The sequence below is a fragment of the Micromonospora radicis genome (assembly GCF_003583405.1).
Classification (GTDB): domain Bacteria; phylum Actinomycetota; class Actinomycetes; order Mycobacteriales; family Micromonosporaceae; genus Micromonospora; species Micromonospora radicis.
Window position 1 is genome coordinate 1 of the sequence record NZ_QXEC01000036.1, and the last position, 14,153, is coordinate 14,153.

Genomic DNA, 14,153 nt, shown 5'->3' on the forward strand with positions numbered 1-14,153 from the left:
GGGGGGGGCGGTGGGCGTGGCGGGCTTGGGGATGGGCGGCGGGACTCAGCCAGCGAGACCGGCCAGTTCGACCTGATAGTCGGCGATCGAGTCGACCTCCGGCAGCACCAGGACGATCCGGCCGCTGCGGTCGGCGAGCAGCACCGTCATCGCCTCCGGCTGGGCCGGCAGGTGCAGGAACGCGCGGAGGCCGCCGGCCGGGTCGGCCAGCGCGCGTACCCGGCTGTCCGATGGTGCGGCCCGCGGGCTTGTCGAGGCCACGGTGACCACGTTCACCCCCGGCGGTGCCGCCGCCGCTGCCTCGGTGACCCGCTCGGGGCAGGGACACCCGTCGACCAGCAGCACCGCTGCCGGCAGCAACCCCCGTAGCGGCACCGGGGCCTGCCCGGCGTCGACCAGGTCCAGCGCGGGCAGTAGCCGATCAGTCAGCGGGGTCGGTGGCCGCTCCGGTGGGCTGGCGGCCGGTCCCGGGGAGCGGGTGGCCCGGGGCCAGGTGACGGTGGCCAGGCCGGCGACGGCGGCGACGACCGTGACGAGCAGCACCAGCACGGGTACCGCCGGGGGCCACCGCCGGGATGCCGGCCGCCCCGGCCGGCGAGCCGCCCGGCGAGGCGGCGCGGTTACCCGCCGGTGCAGCTCACGGCGGATCTGTTCGGCCTCCTCGGCCAGCGCGGAGGCATCGTCGGGTACGACCACTCGACCCCACTCGGGAGGCAGGTCGGGCAGCCCGGGCCCGTCGGCGTCAGCCTTGCCCATTACGACCCCCTGGTACTTCGCGGGTGCGCGGACAGCGGCGCTCCTCCAGCGTCCCGTACGGCGCCCAGTCCCGCTACCGCTGCCCACACTCGGGTACGGCGAGATACCATGGGACGGGTGCGTAGCCCCTGATCGCCGGCGCAACTGCCGATGATCGCCGGCGCAACTGCCGACGATCATCGCTGGCGTAACTGCCGATCATCGGTGCAGGGTGCACCGGTCATCGGTGACAGCTGCACTGATCAACGGTTGGGTTTGTGCCGGCGACATGGCGGTTCGCCGTCCGTGCCCGGGGGGTCATCTCCCGATTACGGAGCGTGGCTAAACCATCGGATTGGTCGTCTGTCAAGCCGAAGAAAGACCTCTCACAGGGCCCCTGAGCTGCGCCAACGGTCAGGACAGCGGTGAGACATCGGTGCCTGAGCGTGTTACCCTAGACACAGCGAAAGGGGTTTCGAACCTATGGTTTTCAGTGTCGGCGAGACCGTTGTTTACCCCCACCACGGGGCCGCACTCATCGAGGCAATCGAGACTCGGGTCATCAAGGGCGAGCCTAAGCAGTACCTCGTCCTGAGGGTCGCGCAGGGTGACCTGACGGTCCGGGTGCCTGCTGAGAACGCCGAGATCGTGGGTGTGCGCGAGGTGGTCGGCGAAGAGGGTCTCGGCAAGGTCTTCGACGTCCTCCGGGCTCCGCACACCGAGGAGCCGACCAACTGGTCGCGGCGTTACAAGGCGAATCTGGAGAAGCTGGCTTCCGGCAACCCGCTGAAGGTGGCCGAGGTCGTCCGCGACCTGTGGCGCCGGGAGCGGGAGCGGGGCCTTTCCGCGGGTGAGAAGCGCATGCTCGCCAAGGCCCGGGACATTCTCGTCGGCGAGGTGGCGCTGGCCGAGAAGAGCACCAAGGACGAGGCGGAGACGCTGCTCGACAAGGTGCTGACCGAGGCCTAGTCCGCACAGCATCGTCGTACCCACTTCGTAGCGAAGAAACCATCGAGGACCGCGACGTGACCGCGCAGCTGAATCCGCGCGGTGACGTCGCGGTCCTCGTGCCTGCGGCCGGTGCCGGGGTACGCCTCGGTCCGGGCCGACCGAAGGCCTTGCGACTGCTGGCCGGCGAGCCGCTGCTGGTGCACGCGGTCCGCCGGCTCGCCGCCGCCGTGTCGGTGCACACCATCGTGGTGGCCGCCCCGGTCGCCGACGTTCCGGCCGTACGCGGCCTGCTCGCCCCCGTCGCCCCGGTCACGGTGGTGCCGGGCGGTGCCGAGCGGCAGGCGTCCGTGGCCGCCGCCCTCGCCGCCGTGCCCGCCGGCCCCGACATCGTCCTGGTGCACGACGCGGCCCGCGCGTTGACCCCACCCGCCCTGGTGGAGTCGGTGGCCGCCGCGGTGCGGGCGGGGCATGACGCGGTGATCCCGGTGCTGCCCGTGGTCGACACGATCAAGGAGGTCGACGCGGGTGAGGTGGTCCTCGGCACCGTCGACCGGTCCGCGCTACGCGCCGTGCAGACACCGCAGGGTTTCCGACGGGCGGTGCTGACCGCCGCGCACGCGGCCGCCGCCGACGCGCTGACCGACGACGCCGGGCTGGTGGAGAAGCAGGGCGTACCGGTGTTCTGCGTACCCGGCTCGGATCACGCCCTGAAGATCACCCGGCCGTTCGACCTGGCCCTGGCCGAGCACCTGCTGGCGGCCGGGCCGTGACGCGTACCCTCGATTCATGATCGTTCCTCGGGTGGCCATCGGGACGGACGTGCACGCCTTCGAGGCCGGGCGGCCCTGCTGGGTGGCCGGCCTGCACTGGCCCGACCAGGACGGCCTGGCCGGGCACTCCGACGCCGACGTGGCGGCCCACGCCGCCTGCAACGCGCTGCTCTCCGCGGCCGGCCTGGGTGATCTCGGCGCCAACTTCGGCACGGGTCAGCCCGAGTGGGCCGGCGCCAGCGGGGTGACCCTGCTGACCGAGTCCGCGCGGCGGGTTCGGGCCGCCGGCTTCGCCATCGGTAACGTGTCGGTGCAGGTGGTGGGGGTACGACCGAAGATCGGCCCGCGCCGCGAGGAGGCGCAGCAGGTTCTGTCGGCGGCGGTCGGTGCGCCGGTCGTCGTCTCCGCCGCCACCACCGACGGTCTCGGCTTCACCGGGCGCGGCGAGGGGCTCGCCGGGATCGCGGTGGCCCTGGTCTACCCGCAGCCGAGCGCCTAGGCTCGCGCGATGTCCGCCGACGTCCCCGCCGACCCGCCCACCGCCGACGGCTACCTGCAGCGCGCCACCCTCCTCGCCGAGCTGGGCCGGTACGACGAAGCCGCCAGCGAACTCGGCTTCGCGCTCGCCCTCGACCCCGCCGACGTGGAAACGTTGACCATGCTGGCCCGGGTGCAGTTGGCCGCCGACCGGCCGACCGAGGCGCTGGCCGCCGCCGAGTCCGCCGTCGCCGCCGCGCCCGGGCGGGTGCCGCCGCTCGTTCTCCGTGGCCTGGCCCTGGGCGATCTGGAACGGTACGGCGAGGCGGCCGGCACCGCCGACGAGATCCTCGCGCTGGGGCCGCAGGACGCGTACGCCCAGCGCAGCGCGGCGGCGATCCTGGCCGGTTCGCGCAACGGCCAGCCGGCGTTGAACGCGGCCTGGCACGGGGTGGAGTTGGCCCCCGAGGAGCCGCAGGCGCATCTGGTGCTCGGTCTGGTGGCGGCCAACATGCGGATGTTCGACCTGGCCGAGCGGGCCTATCGGGAGGCGCTGCGGCTGGACCCCAGGCTGGCCGAGGCGGGCGCCGACGTCGGGGTGCTGCGGTTGGAGCAGCGGCGCTGGATCGCCACGCTGGAGCGGCTGGCGGAGGCGGCGGTGCCCTACCTGCCGTCGACCGAGCCCGGCACGTCGACCGAGCCCGGCACGTCGACCGAGCCCGGCACGTCGATTGAGCCCGGCACGTCGACCGAGCCCGGCACGTCGACCGAGGGCCGGATCGACCCGAGCCGGGACGAGCCGAGCCGGGTCGATCGGGTTCCGGACGACCTCAGCGGGCTCGACGAGGCCCGAGACTACCTGCGCCGGCCCGGCGATCCGGTGCAGCCGGGCGCCGGCGTCGATCCGTACGGTTCGGGGCCGGCCGGTGCGAGCCGGGCCGACCTGGGGCCGGTCGCCGCGCGTCGGCCGGTGCCCGCGGCGCTGCGCACCCTGGTGCTGTGGGGGGCCGGCTGGTCGATGATCGCTGCCGTCGTGGTCGCCTGTTCGGCCGCGACCGGTCCCGGCTTCTCCCGGCTGATGGCGCTGCTGGCGGCGGCCGGTGGCGGCATCGTGCTCTGGCGGCACGCGGCGCGGTTGCCCGGTCTGGCCCGTACGATCCTGCCGGTGTTGCGCCGGACGGACCGTACGCTCGCCTTCGCGGTCTACGCGGTGCTCGCCGCTCCCGCGCTGATCCTGCTGTACGCCCTGCTCGGCAACCCGTGGCCGCTGGCCCTGGCGATCGGCGTGACCACCGCCGCCCAGTTGACCACCATCACCCGCCCTTCGGCCTGACCTGACCGCAGCGACCTCGGTGCGACAGCCCGTAGGGCGCGTTCGGGTGCCGAGCCGCTACGGGCGGCGCGACCAGGTCCAGGCGTAGCCCTCGTCCTCGCAGTCCGCCGCCGCGTCGCAGAGGTCGAGGGGGCGGAAGGTGTCGACCATGACGGCCAGTTCGTCGAAGAAGTCCACGCCGATCGAGCGTTCCGCGGCACCGGGCTGGGGGCCGTGCGTGAAGCCGGACGGGTGCAGCGAGATGGAGCCCTGTTCGATCCCCGAGCCGCGGCGTGCCTCGTAGTTGCCGCCGGTGTAGAAGAGCATCTCGTCGGAGTCGACGTTGTGGTGGTGGTACGGCACCGGAATGGCGTCCGGGTGGTAGTCGACCTTGCGCGGCACGAACGAGCAGATCACGAAGTTCGGGCCCTGGAAGGTCTGGTGCACCGGCGGCGGCTGGTGGATCCGGCCGGTGATCGGCTCGAAGTCGTGGATCGAGAACGCCCACGGGTACAGGTGCCCGTCCCAGCCGACCACGTCGAAGGGGTGGTTGGCGTACACGTGGCGGGTCCAACCGCGCCGGTGACGGACCAGCACCTCCACGTCGGTGCCGTCGACCAGCAGCGGGGTGTCCGGCCCGCGGACGTCGCGCTCGCAGTACGGCGAGTGCTCCAGGAACTGGCCGCGTACGGAGAGGTAGCGCTTGGGCGGGCCGATGTGCCCGGACGCCTCGACGGCGAGCAGCCGGGCCGGCGCGTCGCCGGTGGGCACCAGCCGGTGCACGGTCGAGGTCGGGATGATCACGTAGTCGCCGGCCACCGCGTCCAGTACGCCGAAGGTCGACTCGACCCGTAGCGTGCCCGACTCGACGTACAGGCACTGGTCACCGGTGGCGTCCCGGAACAGCGGGGAGGGCCGGTCGGCCAGCACGTAGGCGATCCGTACGTCGTCGTTGGCGAGCAGGTAGCGGCGGCCGAGGACCGGGTCGGCCCCGGTGCCGTCGAGCTTGTGGGTACGCAGGTGCCGGGGCTTGAGGGGCAGGTTGGGCACCCGGGTCACGGTGGGTGGGGTGAACTCCTCGGCGGCGACGATCGCGGTCGGGGCGTACCGGTGGTAGAGCAGGGACGAGTCGGAGGAGAAACCCTCCTGGCCCATCAGTTCCTCGGTGTAGAGGCTGCCGTCGGGCTGCCGGAACTGGGTGTGGCGCTTGCGTGGCAGTTCGCCGACGCTGCGGTAGTACGGCATGTCGCCTCCCGGTCACCAGCCAGATGCGTCCGATAATCGGACACTGTTGTCCGCTTCTTGTAGCGTCCCGTACATTCTTGTCTCGTGTCAACGCAACTGCCGGCACTCGTCGCCGGCCTGGTCGACGACGCCGCCGTCTTCCCGCCGGGCAGCGCGTCGGTGCCGGCCGCGGTCGTCGCCCACCGGCGGCACCGCGCCGCCTGGTACGCCGACCTCGTCGGTCCGCTGCTGCTGCCCGCCTCGGCGGTCGCCGCCGGCGAGCTGGACGGCCTGGTCGACCCCGACGAGGGCTTCGTCATCGGGCTGATCGGCGACACCGGCCTCGACCAGCTGCCCTTCGCGCTGTCGTTCCTGCCCCCGCTCGGGGTGACCGTCCGGCAGATCGAGGCACCGGTGGCCAAGCGGGGCGAGGACCCGCAGCCGGGCCTGGCCGAGCTGGTCGCGCTCGCGTCCCGGCTGGAGACCGTGCCGGTGTACGCGGAGATCCCGCTGACCTTCGGGCTGATGGGCGCGCTGGACACCGTCGCCGAGGCACGGGCCGGCGGACTGCCGGTCGCCGCCAAGTTCCGTACCGGCGGGTTGGCCGCCGAGCTGTTCCCCACCCCGCTGGAACTGGCCGCCGTGATCTGCGCCTGCCGCGATCGGGGCGTGCCGTTCAAGTTGACCGCCGGGCTGCACCACGCGGTGCGCCACGTCGACCCGGAGACCGGCTTCACCCACCACGGCTTCGGCAACGTCCTCGCCGCGGCGCTGGCCGCCGCCGAGGGCGGCGCGGTGGAGACCGTCGCCGAACTGCTCACCGTGCGCGACGAGCGACCGCTGGTGCAGTGGACCGACGGCCGGCAGGACGCGGCGCGGCCACTGTGGGTGGGGTTCGGCTCGTGCAGCATTGTGGAACCACTTACCGATCTGATCCGGCTGGGGCTGGTGAACGGGGGCTTCGAGGCATGACCTGGGTGAGCGGCGCGGCCGGTTCGGGGTACGGGGTGCACCACCTGCCGTACGGGGTGTTTCGGATCGGCGACGGCGAGCCCCGGATCGGGGTGCGGATCGGCGAGCTGATCCTGGACCTGGCCGGTGCCGAGGCCGCCGAGCTGGTACTGGCCGGCGGGGCGCTGCGCCGACCCACGCTGAACGCGTTCCTGGCGCTCGGCCGACCGCAGTGGACGGCGGTACGGCAGCGGATCACCGAGTTGCTCACCGACCCGGCCCACCGGTCCGCCGTGGAGCCGCTGCTGGTGCCGGTGTCCGAGGCACGGATGGAGTTGCCGTTCGAGGTCGCCGACTACGTCGACTTCTACTCCTCGGAGCAGCACGCCTCGAACGTCGGCCAGATCTTCCGTCCCGGCCAACCGCCGCTGCTGCCGAACTGGAAGCACCTGCCGATCGGCTACCACGGGCGGGCCGGCACGGTGGTGGTCTCCGGCACCCCGGTGGTGCGGCCGCAGGGGCAGCGGCCGGGCCGCGAGGGCCCGGTCTTCGGCCCGTCGGCCCGGCTCGACATCGAAGCCGAGGTGGGGTTCGTGGTCGGCGTACCCAGCCCGCTCGGCCGCCGGGTGCCCGCCGCCGACTTCGCCGAACACGTCTTCGGCGTGGTGCTGGTCAACGACTGGTCGGCCCGGGACATCCAGGCCTGGGAGTACCAACCTCTCGGGCCGTTCCTGGGCAAGTCCTTCGCCACCTCGGTCGCGGCCTGGGTGACGCCGCTGGACGCGCTGCGGCACGCCGAGGTGGCCGGGCCCGAGCAGGATCCGCCGGTCCTGGACTACCTGCGCGCCGAGCCGCACCTCGGGCTGGACCTGCGGCTGGCCGTGCGCTGGAACGGCACGCTGGTCAGCGAGCCGCCGTTCGCCGGGATGTACTGGACACCCGCGCAGCAGTTGGCCCACCTGACCGTCAACGGCGCCGCGCTGCGTACCGGCGACCTCTACGCCTCCGGCACCGTCTCCGGGGACCGGCGGGACCAGGTCGGCTCCTTCCTGGAACTCACCTGGGGTGGTGCCGAGCCGGTGACCGTGGCGGGCGAGGAGCGAACCTTCCTCGCCGACGGCGACACCGTGACCATCACCGCCACCGCCCCCGGACCCGACGGCTGCACCGTCGAACTGGGCGAGGTCACGGGTACGGTGCGACCCGCCAACTGACCCCTACCCGACAGTGACCCTTGATCGCACCCGATGTGCGATCAAGGACCGTCACCGTCTTCGTTGATTGCCTCGGAATTCGTCGCCACGACGTGTCGGGCCGGCCGGTGCCCCCCTATCCGGTCGGCCCGGCCTCGGCGCGGCGACATGCCACAAACCGAGGAGATGACAACGATGCACGATCTCGTGGGCGCGGTCTGGCGTACCAGCAGCCGCTCGAACGACCAGGGTCTCTGCGTGGAGGTGGCCGACAACCTGGCCCGCGTCCACGGCGTGGTGGGCGTACGCGACTCCAAGGACCAGGCCGGGCCGGTCCTGGTGGTCAGCCCGCCGGGATGGACCGCGTTCGTCGGCGCGATCCGCGCGGGCCACTTCACCAGCTGACGCCTCCGGCCGTGTTTCGCGGGGCCCACCGGCCCTCGTGGAACACGGCCACCCGTCCGTCGGTGGAATCCCCGTCCGGGGCCCCGCACTGCGATCACTGCGCGTACCGTCGATGCCACGGGAGGTGGCATGTCGACTGTTGCGGTCCGTGCCGTGGTGGCGGCACCGGCGGACGAGCTGTGGCGGGTGCTCACCGACCTTCCCCGGCGGCTGCCGGCCGACGGACCGGTCGAGGTGTTGACTCCCGGCCCGTTCGGTCCCGGCACCGCCTGGCGCGGAACCCGGCTACGACCCGACGGCAGTGCCTGGGCCGAGCACTTCGTCGTGCTGGTCGCCGAGCCGCCCCGGCGGCTGGTGCTCAGTTCACCCGGTGACGACGTGGACTATCTGATCACCTGGACCCTGCGGGACGCCCGTCGCTTCCGCCGCCGGGCCACCGCCGTGACGGTGACCGTCCGGGCCCGGCCCGCCGCGCCGGCCGGGCGGGCGCTCGCACTGCTGCTCGGTGGGCTGGCCGCCCGGGCCGCGGAGAAGGTGCTCCGCCGCGACCTCGCCGCGCTGGCCGCCGCCGCCGCCGACCGAGCCGCCTGATCTCCCACCCCCGGCCGTGCCGCCGCCCGCCGGGGCCGCGCCCCGACGCACTCAGCTCGGCTGGATAGGGTGCCGGGCGGGAGGTGCGGCATGGGGTCGACGATGGGCCGGCGACGGATCATGGCAGCGGTCTCCGCTGCCGTCCTGGTCGCGGTCACCGCGGTCGTCGCGTACCGCGTGCTCGCCCCGGCCGAGGTCAGCACGACCGCCCGCGCCGACTACCCGGTGGCGGTCAGCCGGGAGGCCGGCGTGGTGGGCCGGTTGCCGGTGGCGCCACTCGTGGTCGACGGCCGGCTGCGGGTGTACGCGGCAGCGCGCCAGGTGTACGCGGACGCGCCGGTGGACGGCCGGCACCGCAGCACCCCGTACTGGTCGTACCGGCGGTGGCCGGCTCAGGTGAGCGGTGTGGTGGCGGACCGCACCACGGTGGTCAGCCACTGGTCAGACGGTGTGCTGGTGGCGCTGGACGCGCGTACCGGACGGGTGGCCTGGCGGGTCGACGGCCCGGCGCCCGCCGAGGGCTGGACCGCCCGTCGTACCGGGGCCGGGGCGGTCTGGGATCCGCCGGGCCTCTTTCTCGCCCAGGCCGTCGACGGCCAGCCGGTGCTGGTGGTGTCCGGCCCGCGCCGGGTCGCCGGGTTCGGGCTCGCCGACGGGCGGCAGCTCTGGTCCACGGAGGTGGACGGCGGCTGCCGGACCGACGTGGGCACCACCGGGTACGGGCAGTTCGCCGTGCTGGACCAGTGCGCGGAGCCGGCCGCCGTCGAGTTCCACGAGGTGTCCAGTGGGGCGGTCACCCGCTGGCAGCCGCCGGACGGGCCGGCCGGGTGGGGCGTCACGCCGCTCGGCTGTGTCACCGATCGGGTCCGCTGCGGCGGGCTGCGCGTCACCGGCCCGGCCGACGACGGGGGGACCGGCTGGTTGCTCGGCGCGGGCGACCCGACGCCGGCGCCGGCCCTGGACCCGGCCGACGCGGAGTTGGTCGACGGCTGGGCGATCCGGGCCGCCGACGGCGCGGTGACCGGGCGGGACGCGGCTACCGGGAAGGAGCGCTGGCGGCGTACCGACCTCGGTGCCGTCCGGATCGTCGCCGTGCAGTCCGGCCGGGTGCACCTGCTCACCGAGACCAACGAGCTGATCACGCTCGACCCACGGACGGGTGCGGAGCGTTCGCGTTTCCCGGTCGCGGTCGGCGCCGACGGGCTCGGCTGGGCGCTCGGGTCGGCGTACGCGGGCGACGGCTACCTGGCGTTGGAGCGGCTGCGTGAGCCGGTCGCCCGGGACGCCGACGACCAGCGCTACTTCTTCACCGCCGAGCCCGTCGTGTTGGTCGCCACCTAGACAGGGCCACTTCCTGCGAGTACGGGCAAAACGGACATAAGTTACTTATAGTGTGAGGTGCGGCTTCCGGGTCGGTCCGCTGGGGGATGGCGGACCGGCCCGGCTCAGCCTCGACGGCCGCACTGGGCCAGTGCCGACTCGTGGCCGTACTCAGGCCAGTGCCGACTCGGCGGCGGCCAGGAAGGCGTCGTTCTCCGCCGGGGTGCCGATGGTGACCCGGACCCCGTCCCCCGGGAAGGGGCGCACGATCACGCCGCGTGCCTCGCACGCCTTGCCGAACTCCAGCGACCGGTCGCCGAGCGGCAACCAGAGGAAGTTCGCCTGGCTGGCCGGCACGTCCGGCACCAGCTTGCCCAGCGCCTCGGTGACCCGGTCCCGCTCGGCCACCACCAGCGCACACCGCCGGTACACCTCGTCCGCCTGGGCCAGTGCGGCCAACGCACCGGCCTGTGCCGCCGCGCTGGTGGAGAACGGCGTGACCACCTTGCGGACCGCCGCCGCCACCTGCGGCTGGGCGACCAGGAAGCCGATCCGCAGCCCGGCCAGGCCCCAGGCCTTGGACAGGGTGCGCAGCACCGCCACGTTCGGCCGGTCGGCGTAGCTCAGCCCGTCCGGCACCTCCGGGTCGGTGACGAACTCGCGGTACGCCTCGTCGATCACCACCAGCACGTCCTCCGGGACCGCGTCCAGGAAGCGGTCCAGTTCGGTGCGGCGCACGGCGGTGCCGGTGGGGTTGTTGGGGTTGCAGACCAGGATCATGCGGGTCCGGTCGGTCACCGCCGCGGCCATCGCCGTCAGGTCGTGCCCGTGGCCGGCGTCGTTGGGCACCCGTACGCTGGTCGCGCCGCTGGTCGCCGCGATGATCGGGTACGCCTCGAACGACCGCCACGAGTAGACCAGCTCGTCACCGGGCAGGCAGGTGGCCCGGACCAGGTGCTCGGCCAGCGCCACCGAACCGCAGCCGGTGGCCACCCGGTCGACGTCCACCTCGTACCGGTCGGCGAGCGCCTGGCGGAGCGCGACGACGCCCATGTCCGGGTACCGGTGCACCCCGGCGGCGGCCTCGGCGACCGCCTCCACCACCCCCGGCAGCGGGCCGTACGGCACCTCGTTGCTGGCCAGCTTGATGGCCTCGGGCAGGCCCAACTCCCGGGCCAGGTCGGCCGGGCTGCGGCCGGGCACGTAGTTGGGCAGCGCGTCCAGGTCGGCGCGGGTCAGCCGCAGGGCCGGCTGGTGGCGTCCGCTGTCGGTCATGGGGTGTCTCCCGGAGGTTCGGTGCGGTCGGTGGCGGTACGGGGAACCTTCACCACCACGGTCTGCGCCCGCTTGTCGTGCAGCGCCTGCCGGAGTGGATGGTCGAAGAGCGGGGAGAGCGCGTCGATCAGCTGGAGCACCAGACCGAGACCGCAGCAGTACCAGAGCAGCGTGGGCAGGCCGAGGGTGTTCCACCGGCGCAGCGCCCGGCCGAAACCGAGCGGCTTGTCGGCCTCGACCGGCACCGCCTTGACGCCCACCAACCGCTTGCCGAAGGTCTGTCCGCTGCTCGCCATCGCCGGCACCTCGTAGGCCAGCCAGAGCATGGTGGCGATCAGCAGGATCACCACGATCAGCGCGCCGGTCTGCTCGCCCATCGCGGGCAGCGGCTCGGTTGTGCGGTCCTGCTCCTGGACGCGGCGCACGAACTCGTCGGTGAACGGTGCGGTCTCCGCGACGAGCCGTTTGACGAACCAGTAGGTGACCACGCCGATGAGCGTGAAGAGGATGGCGAAGTCGATCAGGCGGGCGGTCAGCCGGGCACCGAACGAGGCCAGTGCCAGCCCGTGCGGTCGCGGCTCCGGCGGCGGCCCGGGCCAGGTCGGGTACGGCCAGCCGGGGGGTGGCCCGTACCCGGGTGTCCCGGGCGGCGCACCCTGCTGCCACTGGGCGGGCGCGCCGGAGACCGGGGCCGGGGCGGGTGGTGTGCCGGTGGCGGCGGGCGCCGGGGCGGCCGGCTGTGGCTCCGGTTCGGGTGTCGGTTCGGGCTCGGGCGGGGGTGGGCCCTCGGGTGGGGTGGCGTCGACCGGAATGGGCGCGCCGATCCACCCCTCACCGTCCCAGTACCTGCGGGTCTGCGGATCGGCGGGGTCGACGTACCAACCCGGTGCCACGCTCACGGTGCGGCCTTGCTGCGCTCGTTCACCTCGCCACCTTAACGACGACCGTTCCGGCGAACTTGTCGTGGAGGCACTGCTGCCAGGGCTTGTCCCACAGTTGCCAGAGACCGTCGAGGTAGCTTCCGCCGGGCACCAGCGAGCCGCCGACGAACTGCACGAGGTAGCGCTTGCCGGCCATCTGCCGATCCAGGGTGCGGGTCGGGTCGAGCGGAACCACCCGCAGGTTCATCACACGCTTGCCGAGGGTCTGCCCGGTCCGTTTCAGGTACTCGACGTGGTAGATCCAGTAGAGGCCGAACATCAGCACCATGAGGCCGAGGTGGAGCAGCAGGACCGGCAGCAGGAACTGCGTGAACACCTCGCCGGGCCCCGGCGAGGTGTTCGTGCCGCCCGGGTCGGGCATGGGTAACCCGCCGACGATCTGCCAGACGAAGAGCACGGAGACCGGTACGAACAGCACCATCAGGGCCGCGGTGGCCACGGCTGTGTCGATGAGGTACGCCAACAGCCGGTCGCCAAAGCTGGCCAGCGGCTGCCCGCCGGGCCCCAGCACGGGTGGCGGCGGTCCGGCGGCCCACTTCGGCGGCGGTCCACCGGCCCAGCCCGGCGGCGGCCCAGCCGAGAAGCCGGCCGGGGCCGGTCCGGCGGTCGAGCCCGGTGGCACCGACCAGCCCGGTGGCACCGACCAGCCCGGTGGCACCGGCCCGGGTGGGGCGTACTGCGGGGGTATCGGCGGCGGGGGGTGCGGTGGCCCGCCGGCCGGTGCGCCGCCGTACGGCGGCCCACCGGCCGGTGAAGCGGGATGCGGCGGGGGTTGGGTCACGCTGGACAGTGTTACAGGTTGCCGCGCTTCTCCTGCTCCCGCTCGATCGCCTCGAACAGGGCCTTGAAGTTGCCCTTGCCGAAGCCGAGCGAGCCGTGCCGCTCGATCAACTCGAAGAAGACCGTCGGGCGGTCCTGCACCGGCTTGGTGAAGATCTGCAACAGGTAGCCGTCCTCGTCCCGGTCGACCAGGATCTTGCGGGACTTCAGCTCCTCGATCGGTACCCGTACCTTGCCGATCCGGGCCCGCAGCTCCGGGTCGTCGTAGTACGAGTCCGGCGTCTCCAGGAACTCGACGCCCGCGGCGCGCATCGCGTCGACGCTGGCCAGGATGTCGTTGGTGGCCACCGCGATGTGCTGGGCGCCCGGGCCCTGGTAGAACTCCAGGTACTCGTCGATCTGCGACTTCTTCCGGGCGATCGCCGGCTCGTTGAGCGGGAACTTCACCTTGCGGGTGCCGTTCGCGACGACCTTGCTCATCAGCGCCGAGTAGTCGGTGGCGATGTCGTCGCCGATGAACTCGGCCATGTTGCTGAAGCCCATCACCCGCTTGTAGAACTCCACCCACTCGTCCATCCGGCCGAGTTCCACGTTGCCGACGATGTGGTCGACCGCCTGGAAGAAGCGCTTCGGCTGGAGACCTGCGTCGATCATCGGCTGCCGGTCCACGATCGGGCCGCGGGCGACGAAGCCGGGCAGGAAGGGGCCGGTGTAACGGGACCGGTCGACCAGGGTGTGCCGGGTGTCGCCGTACGCGCCGATGGCGGCCATCCGGACGGTGCCGTGCTCGTCGCTGACGTCGTGCGGCTCGACCAGGCCGGTCGCGCCCTGCGCGGTGGCGTGTGCGTACGCGGCGTCCACGTCCGGCACCTCCAGCGCGATGTCCGAGACGCCGTCGCTGTGCCGGTTGACGTGCTCGGCGCCCTGGGCGTCCGGGCGGACCACGCCGGTCAGCACGAACCGGGCCGAGCCACTGGTCAACACGTACTGGGCGTGGTCGCGGTGACCCTGCTCCGGGCCCCGGTACGCCACACAGGTCATGCCGAAGGCGGTGGAGTAGTAGTGCGCGGCCTGCTTGGCGTTGCCCACCAGGAAGTGCACGTGGTCGAGGCCGCGAACCGGGAACGGGTCGTGGCTGATGTCGTGGTCGACGGCGCCGACGAGGGCGTCGACGTCGACCTCCTCGGTCGACTGGGGTCGGTCGATCGCCTGGGTCATGGTGGTCTCC

Annotated in this window: 14 protein-coding genes and 1 pseudogene; 9 read left to right on the plus strand and 6 right to left on the minus strand. The window is 73.0% G+C overall.

Annotated elements, in window-relative coordinates; genetic code table 11:
- Positions 1-45: 45 nt before the first annotated feature.
- Positions 46-756, minus strand: a complete 711-nt coding sequence (locus tag D2L64_RS24795; RefSeq protein WP_119579614.1) for a hypothetical protein — start codon at positions 754-756, stop codon at positions 46-48.
- A gap of 462 nt (positions 757-1,218) precedes the next feature.
- Between D2L64_RS24795 and D2L64_RS24800 the strand changes: the two genes are divergently transcribed.
- The 4 genes and pseudogenes from D2L64_RS24800 to D2L64_RS28580 form a co-directional block, all read left to right on the plus strand.
- Positions 1,219-1,704 carry a CarD family transcriptional regulator gene (locus D2L64_RS24800; protein WP_007073334.1) on the plus strand — a complete coding sequence of 162 codons (486 nt, stop codon included), beginning with the start codon at positions 1,219-1,221 and terminating at the stop codon, positions 1,702-1,704.
- Between the two features lie 56 nt (positions 1,705-1,760).
- The gene (gene ispD, locus D2L64_RS24805) at positions 1,761-2,456 is read left to right on the plus strand and encodes a 2-C-methyl-D-erythritol 4-phosphate cytidylyltransferase (protein ID WP_119579615.1); all 696 of its coding nucleotides are present in this window, start codon (positions 1,761-1,763) and stop codon (positions 2,454-2,456) included.
- Positions 2,457-2,472: 16 nt separating this feature from the next.
- The gene (gene ispF, locus D2L64_RS24810) at positions 2,473-2,955 is read left to right on the plus strand and encodes a 2-C-methyl-D-erythritol 2,4-cyclodiphosphate synthase (RefSeq protein ID WP_119579616.1); all 483 of its coding nucleotides are present in this window, start codon (positions 2,473-2,475) and stop codon (positions 2,953-2,955) included.
- Between the two features lie 9 nt (positions 2,956-2,964).
- Positions 2,965-3,591 (plus strand): annotated as a pseudogene (locus D2L64_RS28580) (tetratricopeptide repeat protein); the annotation flags it as partial.
- Positions 3,592-4,323: 732 nt separating this feature from the next.
- On the opposite strand, the gene D2L64_RS24820 reads toward D2L64_RS28580, so the two are convergent.
- Entirely contained in the window at positions 4,324-5,490 is a 1,167-nt protein-coding gene (locus D2L64_RS24820) for a homogentisate 1,2-dioxygenase (protein WP_119579618.1), read from the minus strand.
- A gap of 84 nt (positions 5,491-5,574) precedes the next feature.
- Here D2L64_RS24820 and D2L64_RS24825 point away from each other — a divergent pair, with 84 nt between their 5' ends.
- From D2L64_RS24825 to D2L64_RS24845, 5 genes are all read left to right on the plus strand, one after another.
- Complete coding sequence (locus tag D2L64_RS24825) at positions 5,575-6,441, plus strand: hypothetical protein (RefSeq protein WP_119579619.1); 867 nt, start codon at positions 5,575-5,577, stop codon at positions 6,439-6,441.
- Entirely contained in the window at positions 6,438-7,634 is a 1,197-nt protein-coding gene (gene fahA / locus D2L64_RS24830) for a fumarylacetoacetase (protein WP_119579620.1), read from the plus strand. Before D2L64_RS24825 ends, fahA begins: the two co-directional genes overlap by 4 nt.
- Before the next feature lie 174 nt (positions 7,635-7,808).
- Entirely contained in the window at positions 7,809-8,018 is a 210-nt protein-coding gene (locus D2L64_RS24835; protein ID WP_119579621.1) for a DUF397 domain-containing protein, read from the plus strand.
- A 129-nt stretch (positions 8,019-8,147) separates the two neighbouring features.
- Positions 8,148-8,609, plus strand: coding sequence for an SRPBCC family protein (locus tag D2L64_RS24840; protein WP_119579622.1), 462 nt, complete (start codon positions 8,148-8,150; stop codon positions 8,607-8,609).
- A gap of 90 nt (positions 8,610-8,699) precedes the next feature.
- A complete protein-coding gene (locus tag D2L64_RS24845) occupies positions 8,700-9,950 on the plus strand; it encodes an outer membrane protein assembly factor BamB family protein (RefSeq protein WP_119579623.1) in 1,251 nt (416 codons plus the stop codon).
- Between the two features lie 150 nt (positions 9,951-10,100).
- Here D2L64_RS24845 and hisC read toward each other — a convergent pair whose 3' ends face one another.
- From hisC to hppD, 4 genes are read right to left on the minus strand one after another with little or no spacing between them, the layout of a single operon-like run.
- Positions 10,101-11,204, minus strand: a complete 1,104-nt coding sequence (gene hisC / locus D2L64_RS24850) for a histidinol-phosphate transaminase (protein WP_119579624.1) — start codon at positions 11,202-11,204, stop codon at positions 10,101-10,103.
- Complete coding sequence (locus D2L64_RS24855; RefSeq protein ID WP_119579625.1) at positions 11,201-12,103, minus strand: RDD family protein; 903 nt, start codon at positions 12,101-12,103, stop codon at positions 11,201-11,203. The genes hisC and D2L64_RS24855 overlap by 4 nt, the downstream gene beginning before the upstream one ends.
- A 22-nt stretch (positions 12,104-12,125) precedes the next feature.
- A complete protein-coding gene (locus tag D2L64_RS28345) occupies positions 12,126-12,926 on the minus strand; it encodes an RDD family protein (protein ID WP_119579626.1) in 801 nt (266 codons plus the stop codon).
- Positions 12,927-12,937: 11 nt separating this feature from the next.
- Positions 12,938-14,143 (minus strand): 4-hydroxyphenylpyruvate dioxygenase, encoded by a 1,206-nt coding sequence (hppD, locus tag D2L64_RS24865; protein WP_119579627.1) that lies wholly within the window; start codon positions 14,141-14,143, stop codon positions 12,938-12,940.
- Positions 14,144-14,153: the final 10 nt, after the last annotated feature.